Source organism: Streptomyces noursei ATCC 11455, from assembly GCF_001704275.1.
Lineage (GTDB): Bacteria > Actinomycetota > Actinomycetes > Streptomycetales > Streptomycetaceae > Streptomyces > Streptomyces noursei.
In genome coordinates this window covers 6,291,220-6,308,410 of record NZ_CP011533.1, presented here as the reverse complement: position 1 = coordinate 6,308,410, position 17,191 = coordinate 6,291,220, and the positions used below count along the sequence as shown (strand labels likewise).

Annotated in this window: 13 protein-coding genes; 10 read left to right on the top strand and 3 right to left on the bottom strand. The window is 73.4% G+C overall.

Going from position 1 to position 17,191, the window contains the following annotated elements; translation table 11 throughout:
* Positions 1-211: 211 nt before the first annotated feature.
* Entirely contained in the window at positions 212-2,197 is a 1,986-nt protein-coding gene (locus SNOUR_RS26735) for a glycoside hydrolase (RefSeq protein WP_067351840.1), read from the top strand.
* 36 nt (positions 2,198-2,233) lie between these two features.
* Here SNOUR_RS26735 and SNOUR_RS26730 read toward each other — a convergent pair whose 3' ends face one another.
* Both SNOUR_RS26730 and SNOUR_RS26725 read right to left on the bottom strand, forming a co-directional pair.
* Positions 2,234-2,899, bottom strand: a complete 666-nt coding sequence (locus SNOUR_RS26730) for a response regulator transcription factor (protein ID WP_067351838.1) — start codon at positions 2,897-2,899, stop codon at positions 2,234-2,236.
* A gap of 35 nt (positions 2,900-2,934) precedes the next feature.
* The gene (locus SNOUR_RS26725) at positions 2,935-4,308 is read right to left on the bottom strand and encodes a sensor histidine kinase (RefSeq protein WP_079142899.1); all 1,374 of its coding nucleotides are present in this window, start codon (positions 4,306-4,308) and stop codon (positions 2,935-2,937) included.
* Between the two features lie 217 nt (positions 4,309-4,525).
* Between SNOUR_RS26725 and SNOUR_RS26720 the strand changes: the two genes are divergently transcribed.
* The 5 genes from SNOUR_RS26720 to SNOUR_RS26700 all read left to right on the top strand — a co-directional run bounded on the left by SNOUR_RS26720 (position 4,526) and on the right by SNOUR_RS26700 (position 11,808).
* Complete coding sequence (locus SNOUR_RS26720) at positions 4,526-5,758, top strand: NAD(P)/FAD-dependent oxidoreductase (RefSeq protein ID WP_067358822.1); 1,233 nt, start codon at positions 4,526-4,528, stop codon at positions 5,756-5,758.
* On the top strand, positions 5,758-8,388 hold the full coding sequence (gene nirB, locus SNOUR_RS26715; protein ID WP_067351836.1) for a nitrite reductase large subunit NirB: 2,631 nt from the start codon (positions 5,758-5,760) through the stop codon (positions 8,386-8,388). Before SNOUR_RS26720 ends, nirB begins: the two co-directional genes overlap by 1 nt.
* Complete coding sequence (gene nirD, locus SNOUR_RS26710) at positions 8,385-8,741, top strand: nitrite reductase small subunit NirD (RefSeq protein WP_067351833.1); 357 nt, start codon at positions 8,385-8,387, stop codon at positions 8,739-8,741. The genes nirB and nirD overlap by 4 nt, the downstream gene beginning before the upstream one ends.
* A gap of 40 nt (positions 8,742-8,781) precedes the next feature.
* Positions 8,782-9,720: an oxidoreductase gene (locus SNOUR_RS26705; RefSeq protein WP_067351830.1), complete on the top strand. Its 939-nt coding sequence runs from the start codon at positions 8,782-8,784 to the stop codon at positions 9,718-9,720.
* Between the two features lie 201 nt (positions 9,721-9,921).
* A complete protein-coding gene (locus tag SNOUR_RS26700) occupies positions 9,922-11,808 on the top strand; it encodes an APC family permease (RefSeq protein WP_067351828.1) in 1,887 nt (628 codons plus the stop codon).
* A 241-nt stretch (positions 11,809-12,049) separates the two neighbouring features.
* On the opposite strand, the gene SNOUR_RS26695 is transcribed toward SNOUR_RS26700, so the two are convergent.
* The gene (locus tag SNOUR_RS26695; RefSeq protein ID WP_312633809.1) at positions 12,050-12,625 is read right to left on the bottom strand and encodes a hypothetical protein; all 576 of its coding nucleotides are present in this window, start codon (positions 12,623-12,625) and stop codon (positions 12,050-12,052) included.
* A 304-nt stretch (positions 12,626-12,929) separates the two neighbouring features.
* Here SNOUR_RS26695 and SNOUR_RS26690 point away from each other — a divergent pair, with 304 nt between their 5' ends.
* The 4 genes from SNOUR_RS26690 (at position 12,930) to SNOUR_RS26675 (ending at position 17,190) form a co-directional block, all read left to right on the top strand.
* Positions 12,930-14,177, top strand: a complete 1,248-nt coding sequence (locus SNOUR_RS26690) for an ABC transporter substrate-binding protein (protein WP_174717898.1) — start codon at positions 12,930-12,932, stop codon at positions 14,175-14,177.
* Complete coding sequence (locus SNOUR_RS26685) at positions 14,174-15,097, top strand: carbohydrate ABC transporter permease (RefSeq protein ID WP_067351826.1); 924 nt, start codon at positions 14,174-14,176, stop codon at positions 15,095-15,097. Before SNOUR_RS26690 ends, SNOUR_RS26685 begins: the two co-directional genes overlap by 4 nt.
* Positions 15,098-15,103: 6 nt before the next feature.
* Positions 15,104-15,940 carry a carbohydrate ABC transporter permease gene (locus SNOUR_RS26680; protein ID WP_067351822.1) on the top strand — a complete coding sequence of 279 codons (837 nt, stop codon included), beginning with the start codon at positions 15,104-15,106 and terminating at the stop codon, positions 15,938-15,940.
* Between the two features lie 302 nt (positions 15,941-16,242).
* Entirely contained in the window at positions 16,243-17,190 is a 948-nt protein-coding gene (locus SNOUR_RS26675) for a TauD/TfdA dioxygenase family protein (protein WP_067351820.1), read from the top strand.
* Position 17,191: the final 1 nt, after the last annotated feature.

Below are 17,191 nucleotides of genomic sequence, written 5' to 3'. Positions count from 1 at the left end.
GGACGCATCCGACTTCATCAATTGCGCAACAGAAAGACGGTGAAAAGCAGGCGCAAAGCAGACGCAAAGTGGATTTCGCGGCCGAGGCCGACGGGCGAGTGGGCGGGCGGATGAGTGGGCAGGCCCGCGGCGCGGGGGGGGCGCGCGCGACGGGAGTCGCGTGCGCCGGGCTCTTAGGAGGTTCTTAAGCCGCCCCACTATCCACAGGGACATGACATCGAAGCTCACACGAGTATGCGCCGCCTCGTTGGCACTGACGGCCGCGTCCGTCGGGCTCTCCGGGTGCGGGAAGGCCGAGGCGGGAACCCTTGACGGCGGTCGGCTGACGCTGCCGGTCGCCGGCGGGACCGCCACCGTCGACACCGCCACGCTGGCGGTCGGCGCACGGGCCGAGGATGGCACGCCGCTGGTGCTGTCGGAGGCGGCCGGGGGCGGGCTGGGCGCGCCCGGTCCGGTGACGCGTACCGCCGACGGGGCGCGCTGGACGTATCCGGCCAAGGGCCTGACGGTGACGGCGCGTTCGGAGCGGGGGCGGCTGCGGATCGGGATCCGGGCGGACCGGGACCAGTCGGTGAGCTGGCCGGTGACCGGGACCGACCGGGCGGCGTCGTCCGTGCAGGTGCCGCGCGGGGAAGGGCTGGACATCCCGGTGCGGGACGCGTTCTGGAACTCCGGGCCGGGCGGGCTGGCCGGGAGCACGGTGGACGTGGGGGCGGATCTGTCACTGCCGCTGTGGGGGTATGCGATGGGCGGCGGGAGCGGCCCGAAGGGCGGCACCGCGCGGCACGGGGTGAGCTATCTGACGCCCACGGACATCGGGACGTCGTTGGCGTTCGCCACGAAGGGCGGAGCGCTGCGGGCGACGGCCGCGCACGACTTCGTCGGCGGGGACCGGACGCGGGACTACGAGGTGTCGTTCGCGCTGACGGACGGCGATCCGGTCGCGCCGGCGGCCGACTACCGGTCGTACCTCGCGCAGCACGGGCAGTTGAGCAGCCTGCTGGCGAAGATCGCGAAGAACCCGGAGACCGGGAAGCTGCTCGGGGCGTTCCACGCCTATCTGTGGGGCGAGGCGCGGACCGCGGCCGGGGTCGAGAAGCTGAAGAAGCTGGGCGTGGACCGGATGTGGCTCGGCTACGACTCCGGGCCGGACCCGATGAAGGCCGATGCCGTCCGGGCCGCGAAGAAGGCGGGGTACCTCGTCGGGCCGTACGACACGTTCGCCAACGGGCAGGACCCGAAGACGGCGGACAGCCCCACCTCGGCGTGGCCGGGGAGGGTCTACCCGGACTTCTGTGTGCGGAAGGCGGACGGGACGCCGCAGACCGGGTTCGGCAACCGGGGCTGCTACCTGAGCTCGCGGGCGTTCGAGAAGGCCGAGCCGGGCGAGCACTACCTCGCGGACCGCACCCGGGCGATGACCTCCAACGGGGCGAACAGCTACTTCCTGGACGTGGACGCGACCGGTGAGGTGTTCCGCGACCACGGCGCGGGCCATGAGATGACCAAGGCGGGGGACCGGGAGAACCGGCTCGCCCGGATGCGGCGGATCGCCGACCGCTTCGTCCTGGGCTCGGAGTCGGCGCAGCCGTGGGCGAACTCGGCGCTCGCCTTCGACCACGGCTCGGGCACACCGGTCGCCGACGGGCTGTGGAAGCTGGAGCGGGACAAGGAGAAGTGGGGCGGCTACTTCCCGCAGAACGCCCCGAAGAACGCCTTCCAGCCGGTGTCGCTGCCGGCGGACCTGGCCACCGCGATGTACGACCCGAAGTACCGGGTGCCGCTGTACGAGACGGCGCTGCACGAGTCACTGGTCAACGTGGAGCGGTGGGAGCTGTCATACGACAAGCTGCCGGACCAGAAGACCACCCGGGCGCTGCTGGCGATGCTGTACGACACCCCGCTGAACTTCGCGCTCAACGGGCCGTCGCTGGAGAAGGACGGCAAGGAACTCGCCGCGCTTCAGCGGTACTTCGCGCCGCTGCACCGCGCCGCCGGAACCGAGCGGATGACGTCGTTCCGGTGGCTGACCGAGGACCGGAGCGTGCAGCGGACGGTGTTCGGGGACGGGAGGCTGACCGTCACCGCGAACTTCGGCAGCACGGCGCACGACGGGCTGCCGGGCGGCTGCGTGGACGCCCGACTGCGGGGTCAGACGCAGCCGCGGCGGCTGTGCCCGGCGCAGGTCAACAGCTGATCCCCGCACGGAGATCGAGGGGCGGCGGTCCGGTCGTCAGGACGGCCGGCGGGCCACCTCCAGGTAGCGCAGGACGGCCAGGACGCGGCGGTGGCCGGCGTCCGAGGGCGGCAGGTCGAGCTTGCCGAAGAGGTTGGCGATGTGCTTCTCGACGGCCCGCTCGGTGACGGTCAGCGCGCCGGCGATGGAGCGGTTGGTGCGGCCCTGGGCCATCAGGGCCAGCACCTCCCGCTCGCGCGGGGTCAGGGCGTCCAGGGCGGTGGCGCGGCGGACCGCGCCGAACAGCTGGGTGACCACGTCCGGGTCGAGGGCGGTGCCGCCGGCGGCCACCCGGTGCAGCGCGTCGACGAACTCGCCGATGTCCACCACCCGTTCCTTGAGGAGGTAGCCGACGCCCGCGAAGCCGGCGCCGGAACCGAACAGCCGGTCCGCGTAGGCGGTCTCCACGTACTGGGAGAAGATCAGCACCCCGGTGCCGGGGTGCCGCTGCCGCAGGGTGACGGCGGCGCGCAGGCCCTCGTCGCGGTGGCCGGGCGGCAGCCGGATGTCGATCACGGCGACGTCCGGCCGGTGCTCGTCCACGGCCGCGAGCAGCGCCTCGGCGTCGGCGACCGCGGCCACCACCTTCACCTCGCGCAGCTCCAGCAGTTGGACCAGGCCCTCGCGCAGGATCGCGGAGTCCTCGGCGATGACGACACGCATGGTTCCTGCCTGTGGGGAGGGTGCGGGGCGAGGGGTCACCCGGCCGGGTGGGCCTCGTACGCGGTCGGGTACGGGAGGTGGACCACCGCCACGGTAGGCCCTCCGGGCGGGCTGTCGCAGGTCAGGGTGCCGTCCACGGTGCGGATCCGGCCGAGCAGGCCGGTCAGGCCGCTGCCCGCGCCGATCACCGCGCCGCCGCGCCCGTCGTCCCGTACGGAGAGCCGCAGGGCGCGGTCGTCGCCGCACACCTCGACGGCGGCCTCGGCGGCGCCGCTGTGCTTGACGGCGTTGGCGAGGAGTTCGGCGGCGCAGAAGTAGGCGATGGACTCCAGGGCGGGGCTGGGGCGGTGGGAGATCCGCGCGCGCAGGGCGACCGGGAGCGGGGCGTCGGCGACGAGGGTGGCCAGGGCGGTCTCCAGGCCCTCGTCGAGCGCCGGCGGGTGGATGCCGCGGACCAGGTGGCGCAGGTCGGCGATGGCGCGGGTGGCGTTGTCCTGGGCGTGGGCCACGGTCGTCAGCAGACGGTCCCGGTCGGCGTCCCGGGTGAGGAGTTCACGGATCAGGGTGAGCTGCATGCCCAGGCCGACCAGGCGGGCCTGGGTGCCGTCGTGCAGATCGCGTTCGATCCGGCGGAGGGTGGCGGCGGCGTCCTCGACGGCGTGCGCCCGGGTCTCCTCCAGGGTGCGGATCCGGGCGTCGGCGGCGCTCGGGCCGAGCAGGACGCGCAGCAGCAGCCGGTGCGGGGCGCCGGCCCACCGCACCAGCCGCGGCGCGAGCAGCACCAGCAGCGCGCCGGCCGCGACCACGGCCGTCCAGCGCGGCCAGCTGTCGAACTCGACGCCGTCGATCAGCAGCCCCACGTGGCGGACGGTGCCGTCCCGGTCGTGGACGGTGAAGTAGTTCCAGTGGCGCAGCACGGGGTGGGCCAGTGCCAGCACGCCGTAGACGTAGCCGAGGGTGGCGGCGAGCAGCGGCGGGAGGGCGGTGAACGGGGCGAGCAGCGCGGCGGCCACCGCCCGCCAGCCGGCCGGGTCGCCGAGCAACGCCCGCCGCCAGCCGAAGACGCCGGGCGCGCCGCGCCGCCCGGCCGCCTCGACCGGCTCCCCCGACAGGCTTCCTGCCAGGGCCCGTTGGAGGTCGCCGAGGGCCAGTGCGCCGCGCACGGTCAGGGCCAGCAGCCAGGGGCCGAGCGCCGTCCAGGACAGCACCGCGCCGACGCCCAGCCCGACCAGTACCAGGACGGCGCCCGGCAGCGCGAGCACCGGCGCGACCAGGGCGTGCAGCAGGGCGGCGAGGGCCCGGGGCGCGAAGGGGGCGGCCAGCGCGGCGCGGGCCCGGCGGACCGGGCGGGTGGCGGTCCGGGCGGCCGTGGCGGGCGGGGCTGCCGTGGTGCGGGCGGGGCGGGGCATGCCCCCAGCATCCCCTCACAGTGCGGCCGGCGGGCCGCTGAGGGCCGCGTTCCGCCGGGGAAACGCGGGCGATGCGGGCGGGTAACAGCGGCGACGCAGGCTGTCGGACATGACGCTGACGGGCATACCGCTCCCGGGCACCGTGCCCCGGGACACCACGCGCACCGGTCCCGCGCCGGCGCCCCCGGCGGCGCGGGTCGTGGTGGTCGGCGGCGGGATGGCCGCCGCACGGCTCGTCCACCGACTGGCCGCGGCGGCGGACGGGGCGGCGTCGCCGGCTCCCGGCCGTCCGGCCCGGCGTCCGCTCCGGGTGACCGTCCTCGCCGAGGAGCCGCACCCGCCGTACAACCGGGTGCTGCTCGCCGAGGTCCTCGCCGGCCGCTATCCGACGCCGGTGATCGCGCTGCCGGCGCCGGCCGCCGGGGTGGCCTGGCACGGCGGCGCCCGGGTGGTGCACATCGACCGGGCCGCACGGCGGGTGCGGTGCGCGGACGGGCGGGAGTTCGGCTACGACACGCTGGTGCTGGCGACCGGCGCCAATCCGGTGCTGCCGCCGCTGCGCGGCCTGTTCACGCCGGACCGCCGGCTCCCCGAGGGCGTGCACGCGTTCCGCACGATGGACGACTGCCTGGGCCTGTCCCGGGCGGTGCGGCCGGGCGTGCGGGCGGTCGTCATCGGCGGCGGGCTGCTCGGGGTCTCCGCGGCCCGTGCGCTCGCCGCGCGCGGCGCGCAGGTGGTGCTCGCCCAGCAGGCCGAGCGGCTCATGGAGCGCCAGCTCGACCCGAACGCCTCCCGGCTGGTGCTGCGGCACCTGGAGGACCTCGGCGTCGAGGTGCACACCGAGTGCCGGGTGCGGGACGTGCGGGCGGTCGGCGGCGCGGTCCGCTCGGTGGAACTGGCCGACGGGTACGCCCTGGACGCCGACCTCGTGGTGCTCGCCTGCGGCGTGCGGCCGCGCACGGGACCGGCGGCACAGGCGGGACTCGCCGTGGACAGGGGCGTCCTCGTCGACGACGCGCTGCGCACCTCGGACCCGCGCATCCGCGCCATCGGCGACTGCGCCCAGCACGACGGCACCGTCTACGGCCTCGCCGCCCCGGCCCTCGAACAGGCCGACGCCCTCGCCGGGTTCCTCGCGGGCGACGAGGGCGCCCGCTACACCGGCACCCGCTCCCTGACCCGGCTGACCCTCACCGGCCCCGGGTCCCCCTTCGACCTCGCCGCGTTCGGCGAGACCGAGGCCCGCCCCGGCGACGACGTCGTGCAACTCGCCGACGCCACCCGGGGCACCTACCGCAAGGTCGTCGTCCGCGACGACCGCCTGGTCGGCGGGGTCCTCGTCGGCGAACTCGGCACCGTCGGCGCGCTCGCCCGCGCCTGGGAGGGAGCAGAGCCGCTCCCCGACGACGGCCCCCTGCTCCATCTGCTCACCCACGACGGAGGCTCCTGATGTCCACGACCGCACCTGTCGGGGAGCGGCCCCGCCCCACGATCGTGCTCGTCGGCCACGGCATGGTCGGCCAGCGTTTCCTGGAGGCGCTCGCCGAGCGCGGCCTGACCGCCACGCACCGCGTGGTCGTCCTGTGCGAGGAGCCGCGCCCGGCCTACGACCGGGTCCAGCTCACCTCGTACTTCGCGGGCCGGACGCCCGAGGAACTCTCGCTGACCGACCGGGAGTTCCTCGCCGAGCACGGCATCGAGCTGTACGTCGGCGACGCGGCGGAGACCGTCGACCGCGCGGCGCGGACGGTCACCGCCGCGTCCGGCCGGGTCTTCGGGTACGACGCCCTGGTGCTCGCCACCGGCTCCTACCCCTTCGTGCCGCCGGTCCCCCACAAGGACGCCGAGGGCTGCTTCGTCTACCGCACGATCGAGGACCTGCTCGCGATCGAGGCGTACGCGAAGTCGCGGGCGACGACGGGTGCGGTGGTCGGCGGCGGCCTGCTCGGCCTGGAGGCCGCGGGCGCCCTGAAGGGCCTCGGGCTGCGCGCCCACATCGTGGAGTTCGCGCCCCGGCTGATGCCCGTGCAGGTCGACGACGGCGGCGGCGCCGCGCTGCTGCGCACCATCGAGGAGATGGGCCTGACCGTCCACACCGGCGTGGGCACGCAGGAGATCGTGATCGGCGCGGACGGCGCGGTCAGCGGGATGAAGCTCTCCGACGGCTCCGAACTCGCCACCGACATGGTGGTGTTCAGCGCCGGCGTCCGCCCCCGCGACCAGCTGGCCCGCGACTGCGGCCTGGCGGTCGGCGAGCGCGGCGGCATCACCGTCGACGCGCAGTGCCGCACGGTCACCGACCCGCACGTGTTCGCGATCGGCGAGTGCGCGCTGGCGGCGGACGGCCGGGTGTACGGCCTGGTGGCCCCCGGCTACGAGCAGGCGCGGACCGCCGCGGCCGCCCTCGCCGCCGACGGCACGGAGCAGTTGGCCTTCACCGGCGCCGACCTGTCCACCAAGCTGAAGCTGCTCGGCGTCGACGTCGCGTCCTTCGGCGACGCGCACGGCGCCACCGAGGACTGCCTGGACGTCGTCTACTCCGACTCCCGCGCCGGCCTGTACAAGAAACTGGTCGTCGGCCGCGACGGCACGCTGCTCGGCGGCATCCTGGTCGGCGACGCGGAGGCGTACGGCACGCTGCGGGCGCTGACGGGGTCGGTGCCCCCGGTCTCCCCCGAGTCCCTCGTCCTGCCCGCCGGCGCGGACCCGGGGGCCCAGCTCGGCCCCTCCGCCCTCCCGGACGACGCGATCGTCTGCTCCTGCCACAACGTCAGCAAGGGCACCATCCGGGGCGCGGTCACCGAGCACCGGTGCACCACCGTGCCCGAGGTGAAGAAGTGCACCAAGGCCGGCACCGGCTGCGGCAGTTGTGTGAAGGTGCTCGGCCAGCTGGTCACCGCCGAGCTGGAGGCGTCCGGCGTCGAGGTCGACAAGGGCCTGTGCGGCTGCTTCGCGCAGACCCGCGAGGAGCTGTACGAGATCGTCCTCGCCCTGCGCGTCACCTCGTACCGGGAGTTGCTGGACGGCCACGGCCGCGAGGGCGCCCGGGGCGGCGACGGCTGCGAGGTGTGCAAGCCGGCCGTCGGCTCGATCATCGCCTCCCTCGCCCCGACGATCGGCGCGAGCGGCTACGTCCTGGACGGCGAGCAGGCGGCCCTCCAGGACACCAACGACCACTTCCTCGCCAACCTCCAGAAGAACGGCTCGTACTCGGTCGTGCCGCGCATCCCCGGCGGGGAGATCGCACCCGAGAAGCTGATCGTGATCGGCGAGATCGCCCGGGACTTCGGCCTCTACACGAAGATCACCGGCGGCCAGCGGATCGACATGTTCGGCGCCCGGGTGGAGCAACTCCCGGTGATCTGGGCGCGGTTGGTGGCGGCCGGCTTCGAGTCCGGGCACGCGTACGGCAAGTCGCTGCGCACGGTGAAGTCCTGCGTGGGCCGGACCTGGTGCCGCTACGGCGTCCAGGACTCGGTCCGCATGGCGATCGACCTGGAGCTGCGCTACCGGGGGCTGCGGTCGCCGCACAAGCTCAAGTCCGCCGTCTCCGGCTGTGCCCGCGAGTGCGCGGAGGCCCGGTCCAAGGACTTCGGCGTCATCGCCACGTCCAACGGCTGGAACCTCTACGTCGGCGGCAACGGCGGCGCGACCCCGCGCCACGCGGACCTGCTCGCCCAGGACCTCTCCGACGCCGAGCTGATCCGCCTGATCGACCGCTTCCTGATGTTCTACATCCGCACCGCGGACCGGCTGGAGCGCACCTCGACCTGGCTGGAGCGGATCCCGGGCGGCCTGGACCACGTGCGGGACGTGGTGGTGCACGACGCGCTCGGCATCTGCGCGGAGCTGGAGGAGCTGATGGCGGCCCACGTCGCGCACTACCGGGACGAGTGGGCCGAGACCCTCGACGACCCCGAGAAGCTCGCCCGCTTCGTGTCCTTCGTGAACGCCCCGGACACCCCCGACCCGGTCGTCGCGTTCGTCCCCGAGCGCGACCAGATGAAGCCCGACCTGCCGCTGCTCGCCATCGGCCGCCGTCCCCTGGAAGACGCACTGGAAGGAAGCACCCCGCGATGACCACGGCACCCGAGACCACCGACCTCCAGGTCCAGCTCCGGCTGGCGGAGGGCTGGTTCACTGTCTGCGACCTGCACCGGCTGGCCCCCGGCCGCGGGGTCGCCGCCCTGCTGCCGGACGGCCGCCAGGTGGCGCTGTTCCGGGACCGGGAGGACCGGCTGTACGGCATCGACAACCGCGACCCGTTCACCGGCGCCCCGGTCCTCGCCCGGGGGCTGACCGGCACCGCCGACGGCCGCCCGTTCGTGGCGTCGCCGCTGCTCAAGCAGCGGTTCGACCTGGAGACCGGGGGCTGCCTGGACGATCCGTCGGTGTCCGTCCCGGCCTACCGGGTGCGCAAGCGGGCGGCGTGAGGCGGGCGTACGCTGGATCTCCCCTACCGAGGAGTACGGCGTGACCCGGTGGAACACCAGCCACATCCCCGACCAGACCGGCCGCGCGGTCGTCGTCACCGGCGCCAACAGCGGCCTCGGCTACGTCACCGCCCGTGAACTGGCCCGGCGCGGCGCCCGCGTGGTGCTGGCCTGCCGCAGCGCCGAGCGGGGCGGGGCCGCGCTGGCTCGGCTGCGGTCCGAAGTCCCGGCCGCCGAGGCGGAGTTCCGACCGCTGGACCTGGCCGACCTGGCGTCGGTGCGGCAGTTCGCCGACGACCTGGACGACTTCTGCGGCGACCGGCTCGACCTGCTGATCAACAACGCGGGCGTGATGGCGCTGCCGCAGCGCACCACCGCGGACGGCTTCGAGATGCAGTTCGGCACCAACCACCTGGGGCACTTCGCGCTCACCGGGATGCTGCTGCCCAAGCTCCTGGCGACGCCCGGCGCGCGGATCGTGACGGTCTCCAGCATGCTGCACGCCCTGGCCAACGTGGACCTCGACGACCTCAACAGCACCCGGTCCTACCACCGCTGGATCGCCTACGGCCGCTCCAAGAGCGCCAATCTGCTCTTCACCCACGAGCTGACCCGACGGCTGGCCGCGGCCGGCTCGCGGATCGTCGCCGCCGCCGCGCACCCCGGCTACGCGCACACCAACCTCCAGACGGCCGGGGTCCGGATGGAGGGCCGCCGGGCCGCCGAGCGCCTGGTGGAGCTGGGCAACCGCCTGATCGCCCAGCCCGCGGACGGCGGGGCGCTGGGCACGCTGTGCGCGGCCACCGCCCCGCACATGCGGTCGGACGCCTTCATCGGCCCGCGCAACGGGCTCCGCGGCGCCCCGGCCCGCTCCTTCCGCGCCCCCTGGACGCTGAAGGACGACACCGCCGCGCGCCTGTGGACGGCCTCGGAGGAGCTCACCAAGGTGCGGTACGACTTCACCGCCCCGGGGGCGTGAGCCCGGCCCCGTGGGCGCGCCCGGGGCATCCGGGGCGCGCCTGCGGGCCTGATGGGGCGCGTGATTCCGGGTGTGGCGTCAAAATCGCGTGAAGATCGCCCCGTCGCCCGCCAAGGGCGCGCCAAGGCCGCTCGCCGTCCGCCTCGACGGCCCCCACGCTGGGCTGGTCCCGCCCAGTGCCGCACGGAGGTACGACGAACCATGTCGACGGTGTCGCAGCCCGCAAACCGGCCCGAGCAGCCGCCCCCGGCGACCGCCACCGACACCGGTGCCGCCCCGGGCCCGGCCGCCGGCCCCGACCCCGCCGGTGACCGGCACCGCCTGACCGCCCTCCAGGGCCTGGCCGCCCTCTCCCTCGACGCGATGGCCTCCGTCGCGTACGGGCCGGAGTCGATCGTGCTGGTGCTGGCCGCGGCCGGCGCCTACGGCCTGGGGTTCACCCTCCCCGTCACGCTCGCCATCGCCGCGCTGCTGGCCGTCCTGGTGGCGTCCTACCGCCAGGTCATCGTCGCCTTCCCCAACGGCGGCGGCTCCTACGCGGTGGCCAAGACCCACCTCGGGCGCCGCTCGGCCCTGATCGCCGCGGCCTCCCTTGTCCTGGACTACATCCTCAACGTCGCGGTGTCCGTGACCGCCGGGGTCGCCGCCCTGACCTCCGCCTTCCCCGGCCTCTACGGCGACCGGGTGTGGATCTGCCTGGCCGTGCTGGTCGTGGTGACCGCGATCAACCTGCGCGGGATCGCCGACTCGGCGCGGGCGTTCCTGCTGCCCACCGCCGTCTTCGTCGCCTCGATCATGGCGATGATCGTGGTCGGGCTGTTCCGCGACGCACCGGCGACCACCGCCACCGCCACCGGGCACGCCTCCGTCCTCGCCCAGAACGCCACCTCCGTCGGCGTGCTGCTGCTCCTGAAGGCGTTCGCGTCCGGCTGCTCGGCGCTGACCGGCGTGGAGGCGGTCGCCAACGCCGTCCCGTCCTTCCGCGCCCCCGCCACCCGGCGCGCCCAGCGCACCGAGGTCGCGCTCGGCGCCCTGCTCGGCGTCATGCTGATCGGCCTGTCGCTGCTCATCGGCCGCTTCCACCTCCAGCCGGTCGAGGGCGTCACCGTCCTCGCCCAGCTGGCGGACGCCTCGTTCGGCCACAACTGGGCCTTCTACATCGTCCAGTTCGCCACCATGGTGCTGCTCGCGCTGGCCGCCAACACCTCCTTCGGCGGGCTGCCGGTGCTGATGGGCCTGCTGGCCCGCGACAACTACCTGCCGCACGTCTTCGGCCTGAAGGCCGACCGCCAGGTGCACCGCCACGGCGTGCTGGCGCTGGCCGCGGTCGCCGCCGCGCTGCTGGTCTTCTCCGGCGGTGACGTCAACACCCTGGTGCCGCTGTTCGCCATCGGCGTCTTCGTCGGCTTCACGCTCTGCCAGGCCGGGATGGTCCGCCACTGGCACCGGGAGCGGTCCGCCGGCTGGCTCGGCAAGGCGCTGCTCAACGGCTTCGGCGCGGTGCTCACCGCCGCCGCCGCGGTGGTCGTCACCGCCACCAAGTTCACCGAGGGCGCCTGGCTGATCGTCATCGCGCTGCCGCTGCTGGTCCTCTCCTTCGAGGCCGTGCACCGGGCGTACGGGCGGATCGGCGACCGGCTCGGCCTGGGCCGGGTGCCCGAGCCGCCGCGGCGCGCCCGCTCGCTCGTCGTCGTCCCGGTCTCGCACCTGTCCCGGCTGACCGGCGAGGCGCTCAACGCGGCGGTGTCGATGGGCGACGAGGTGATCGCCGTGACCGTCACCTACGGCGCCGAGGAGCGGCCGGGCGTCGAGGCGCTGCGCCGCGACTGGGAACTGTGGAACCCGGGCGTGGACCTGCTGGAACTGCCCTCCCCCACCCGTTCGCTGGGCCGCCCGATCGCCTCCTACGTCCGGGATCTGACGGACCGTCGCCCGGATGCCCGGGTCACCGTGCTGATCCCCGAGGCCGAGCCCGCCCACCTGTGGCAGCGGGTGCTCCAGAACCAGCGCGGCGCGGTGGTGGCGCACGCGGTGCGGCGCGATACGGATGCGGTGATCTGCCGGCTGCGGTTCCGGCTGGCGCCGTAGGTTCTCCCACGTCGTCGGCTTTCCCGCCGTGGTGTGTCTTCCGCCTTCGGCGGGGGTTCGTGGGGCGGGCGCCTGCTGTTCGGTGGGTGCCGGGTGTGGGGCCTCCGGGGTGGGTGGTTCGGACTGCTGCGCTTTACGTCCGAACCACCCACCCCTCCGGCCCCACACCCTCCCGCCGTCGTCGCGACTCCCCGCCCCGGTGGGGAGAGGTACAAGCAAGAGCACGGGGCTCTTGGGGCCGTCAGGCTCCTGGCACCCAGCCCGTCTTGGCGACTACTTCGGCGGCGATGTCCGGTACGGAACGACCATCGGTCGCCACCCGTAGCGTGTCGGCCCCCACGCGGCTGTCCAGCATCCGGGCCTTGCGGGCGCTGCTCGCCAGCTCCTGGGCCAGTTCGGAGCCGCGCTCCCGGCCGGTGAGCCGCTCGGTGGCGGTGGCGTCGGTGGCGGTGAGCAGCACCCGGACGAGCCGCACGCCGGGCCCCAGGGCCGTTTCGAAGATCCCGGCGCTCTCCGGCAGCACGCTGGCGGTGTTGGTGTACACCAGCCGACGGCAGCCGATCCGGGCGTAGTTGGCCCACACCGCGGCCAGGTTCCGGGTGACGATGCCGGCCCGCGTCGGATCGCCCTCCGGAGCCGGATGCACCTGCCCCATGAAGTCCCCGTCCATGACCGCGTGCCCGACCTCCGCGGCCCGCAGCAGGGCGGAGACCTCCCACCCGACCGTCGTCTTGCCGACCCCGGCCCGCCCCCCGATCAGCAACACCTCGGCCGCCCCGGCGCCGTCCACCACGTAGTCCCCTGCCCGTCGCTCCACCTCACCAGGGTGGCAGGCCCCACCACCCGCGGACGAACGTATTTCCGCGCCCCCACCGGCCCCATCAGCCCCCACCGGGACGGGAGCCGCCGTGACGACGGGAGGGTGCGGGGCCGGAGGGGTGGGTGTTCGGACGTGAAGCGCAGCAGTCCGAACACCCACCCCGGAGGCCCCGCGCCCGGCACCGACCACCAACAGCCGGCCCCCGCCCCCACACCTCCTCCGCCGAAGGCGGAGAACCCACCACGGCGGGAAAGCCGACAACGTGGTGCGCGGCCCCGCCAGTTGCGGCAGAGTACGCGTCATGACGGTGATCGGTAGAAGACGGCTTCTCGCCGCCATGGGCGGGCTGACGCTGGCGACGGCGTGTGGTTCCAACACCGGCCGGGGCGGCAGCGGTTCGGGCCCGGCGCTGGCGCAGTGGTACCACCAGTACGGCGAACCGGGCACCCAGCAGGCGGTGAAGCGCTACGCCGCCGCGTACAAGAAGGCGGACGTCACCGTCCAGTGGCGGCCGGGCGACTACGACCGGCAGACCGCGGCGGCGCTGCTGACCGACTCCGGGCCGGACGTCTTCGAGGTCAACGGGCCGCTGCTGGATCAGATCCAGAGCGGTCAGGTGGCCGATCTGACCGACCTCGTCGCGCCGGTCAAGGACGACTTCAACCAGGCGGTGCTGGCGCCGAAGATCTGGCAGGACAAGATCTGGGGCATCCCGCAGGCCGTCGACACCCAGCTGCTCTACTACCGCAAGAGCCTGCTGAAGGACGCCGGGGTGCAACCGCCGCAGAGCGTCGACGCGTTGGTGGACGCCGCGAAGAAGCTCACCACCGGCAAGGTCAAGGGGCTCTTCCTCGGCAACGACGGCGGGGTCGGGGTGCTCGGCGGGACGCCGCTGTTCGCCGCCGGGCTGAGCCTGATCACCGAGGACGGCAAGGCCGGTTTCGACGACCCGGCCGCCGCCCGGGTGCTGGCGAAGATCCGCCAGCTGTACGTCGACAAGTCGCTGCTGCTGGGGGCGCCCACGGACTGGTCCGACCCGGCGGCCTTCGTCCAGGGGCTGACCGCGATGCAGTGGTCGGGGCTGTGGGCGCTGCCGCAGATCGCGAAGGCGCTGGGGGACGACTTCGGGGTGCTGCCGTTCCCGAAGGACGGGGCGGGCGGGAAGCCGACGGTGCCGGTGGGGGCGTACGCCGCCGCGGTGAGCGGGCGCAGCAAACAGACCGCGGCGGCGAAGGAATTCGTCAAGTGGCTGTGGATCGACCGGACCGATTTCCAGCAGGACTTCGCACTGTCGTACGGATTCCACATCCCGGCCCGGATTTCGCTGGCGAAGAAGGCCAGGCAACTCCGGCAGGGGCCGGCCGCGGACGCCGTGCGGTTCGCCACCGAACACGGATACGCCGAGCCGCTGTTGTGGACCAGCGCGGACCGCAACGCCTATCAGGACGCGCTGAGCCGGATCATCAAGGACGGGGCGAATCCGGAGACCGAGCTGAGGGCGGTGCTGCGGAAGGTCGACGCCGAGCTCCAGCGGGTCAAGAAGAAGTGAGCGCGCGCACGGCCCGGTTGCTGGGCCCACAGCGGCGGAATCTGTGGTTCTGGGTCTTCGTCGGGCCGTTCGCGGTCGGGCTCGGGCTGTTCACCTACGTCCCGCTGCTGTGGAGCGTGTACCTCAGTTTCTTCAACGCGCACAACACGGTGAATCCGACGGAATTCGTCGGGCTGGGAAACTACACCGCGATGCTGGGCGACGACGCATTCCTCGGAAGCCTGGGCACCTTTCTCCTCTTCACGGCATTCATCGTGCCCGCCACTTTCGCCCTGTCACTGTCGCTGGCATTGATGGTGAACCGACTCCGCTTCGCCCAGGCGTTCTTCCGGTCGGTCTTCTTTCTGCCGACCGCGTGCTCCTATGTCGTGGCGTCGTTGATCTGGAAACTGTCGCTTTTCAACGGGGTGCGGTTCGGGCTGGCGAACACCGTGCTCGGCTGGTTCGGGCTGGACCAGACGGCGTGGCTGTCCACGACCAGCCCGCCGTGGTACTGGCTGGTCATCGTGACCGTGCGACTCTGGCTGCAGGCCGGCTTCTACATGATCCTCTTCCTGGCCGGTCTCCAGCGGATCTCCCCGCAGTTGTACGAGGCGGCGGCGATGGACGGGGCCCGGCCGGGCTGGCAGGTCTTCCGGCACATCACCTTCCCCCAGCTGCGGGCCACGTCGGTGGCGGTGCTGCTGCTCCTGGTGATCAACGCCTTCCAGGCGTTCGACGAGTTCTACAACCTGCTGAGCGACGCCCGCGGCTATCCGCCGTACGCCCGGCCGCCGCTGGTGTACCTGTACTACACCGCGCTCGGGCGGGACCAGAACCTCGGGCTGGGCAGCGCGGGCGCGGTGATCCTGGCCCTGATCATCGCGGTGGCGACGGTGGTCCAGGCCCGCTGGTTCGGCCTCGGCCGCAAGGAGGACTGAGCGGAGATGCACGATGCCCTGACCCGGGCCGGCCGGGCGCTGCGGGTGGTGCTGTTGGTCGCGCTGGCGCTGCTGTTCCTCGTCCCGTTCTATCTGCTGGTCCGCAACGGACTGGCGGGCGAGGCCGACATCACGGCGCCCACCTGGGCCTTTTTCCCGCGCGAACTGCACTGGTCGAACCTGACCGAGGTGTTCTCGGACCCTGACCTGCCGCTGGGCCGGGCGCTGCTCAACTCGACGCTGATCGCCGTCTCGACGACCGTGGGCACGGTGGTGCTGGCCTCGATGGCCGGCTACGGCCTGGCGCGCATCCCCTACCGTCACGCCTCGGTGGTCTTCTACGCGATCCTGGGCACGCTGATGGTCCCGGCGGCCGTGACCTTCGTCCCCAGCTTCGTCCTGGTGTCCACACTCGGCTGGATCTCGACCCTCCGCGGCCTGGTGATCCCGACGCTCTTCAGCGCCTTCGCCTGTTTTGTCTTCCGGCAGTACTTCCTCGGCTTCCCCAAGGAGTTGGAGGACGCGGCGCGGGTGGACGGCCTGGGGTACTGGCGGACGTACTGGCGGATCGTGGTGCCCAACGCGCGGCCGGTGTTCGCGGCGGTCGGCACCATCGTCTTCATCGGCGCGTGGAACTCCTTCCTGTGGCCGCTGGTGATCGGCCAGGACCAGTCGGCGTGGACGGTGCAGGTGGCGCTGTCCACGTTCACCACCGCACAGAACCTCAACCTGCATGAGCTGTTCGTCGCCGCGGGCGTCTCGATCGTCCCGCTGGTGGTGGTCTTCCTGCTGCTCCAGCGGTACATCGTGGCCGGCGTGGAGCGCAGCGGCATCGACGACTGAGCACGGCCGCCGGTCCGCGCACCATGGGCAGCGGGCCGGGGATGCGCTACGGTGCGTGCCATGTGCACGTACCCGGTCTTCCGTGAGGCGGCGCCGCGCGATCGCGGCCCTCACGGCGCGTGCGCACCCCGCGGCCTGAGCTTCCTGCGCCGCCGCGGCCGGGTGGGTTCGCCCCCGGCCGACTGTCCCGGCGTGTCCTGAAGGACCCGCGCCCCGGCGCCGTCCCGGGCATCGCCGCTCCCCTCCCGTCCACGGCCGGCGCGCAGCCGCGCGCCTCCCCGACGCCCTTCAAGGAGGCCACGTTGACCACCCGCACCGACGCCCCTTCCGCCCCCACGCCCGCACTGCGCCCCCACCGCATCCCCGCCGACGGGCTCCACGAGGGCCGGCGGATCCTGCGCCGCACCCCGGACGGCTGGCGGGACCGGCCCTACGAGCTGTTCGAGGTCGTCCCGCAGGCCGCCACCATCGGGGCCGAGATCCGGGGGCTGGATCTGTCGCGTCCGCTGTCCACGGCGCTGCGCGCGGAGCTGAACCGGGCGCTGCTGGAGTGGAAGGTGCTGTTCTTCCGCGGACAGCACCTGACCTCCGCCGCACAACGTCAATTCGCCGCCAATTGGGGGCAGTTGGAGACCAACCCGCTGCTGGCCCGGGGCGACTCGAAGGAGGTGGTGAGGTTTGACAAGGCGGCCGGAGGCGTGCCGACGTTCGAGAACGTATGGCACACGGACGTAACCTTCCGCGCGCGGCCGGCGATGGGTGCGGTGTTGCAGCTCCGCGAGGTCCCGCCGTCGGGCGGGGACACCCTGTGGGCCGACATGGCAGCGGCCTATGACAATTTGCCGCCGAAAATCCGGGCACGGATGAATAACGCGCGAGCGGTCCACGACTATCTCCCGGGGTTCTCCCGCTTCTACCCACCGGCTCAACTCGCGCGATTCCAGGCGGAGTTCCCGCCGGTGGAGCATCCGGTGGTGCGCCGGCACCCGGAGACCGGGCGGCGGATGCTGTTTGTGAACGCATCCTTCACCACCCGGATCGTGGGACTGCCGGAGGCGGAGAGCGACCGGCTGCTACGGCTGCTGTTCCAGCAGGCGCACGTACCGGAGTTCCAGGTGCGGTTCCGCTGGCGGGCCGGGGACGTCGCGTTCTGGGACAACCGCGCCACCCAGCACTACGCGGTGTTCGACTACGGCGCGCGGCGGCGGGTCGCGGAGCGGGTGGCGATCGCCGGGGACCGGCCGTACTAGC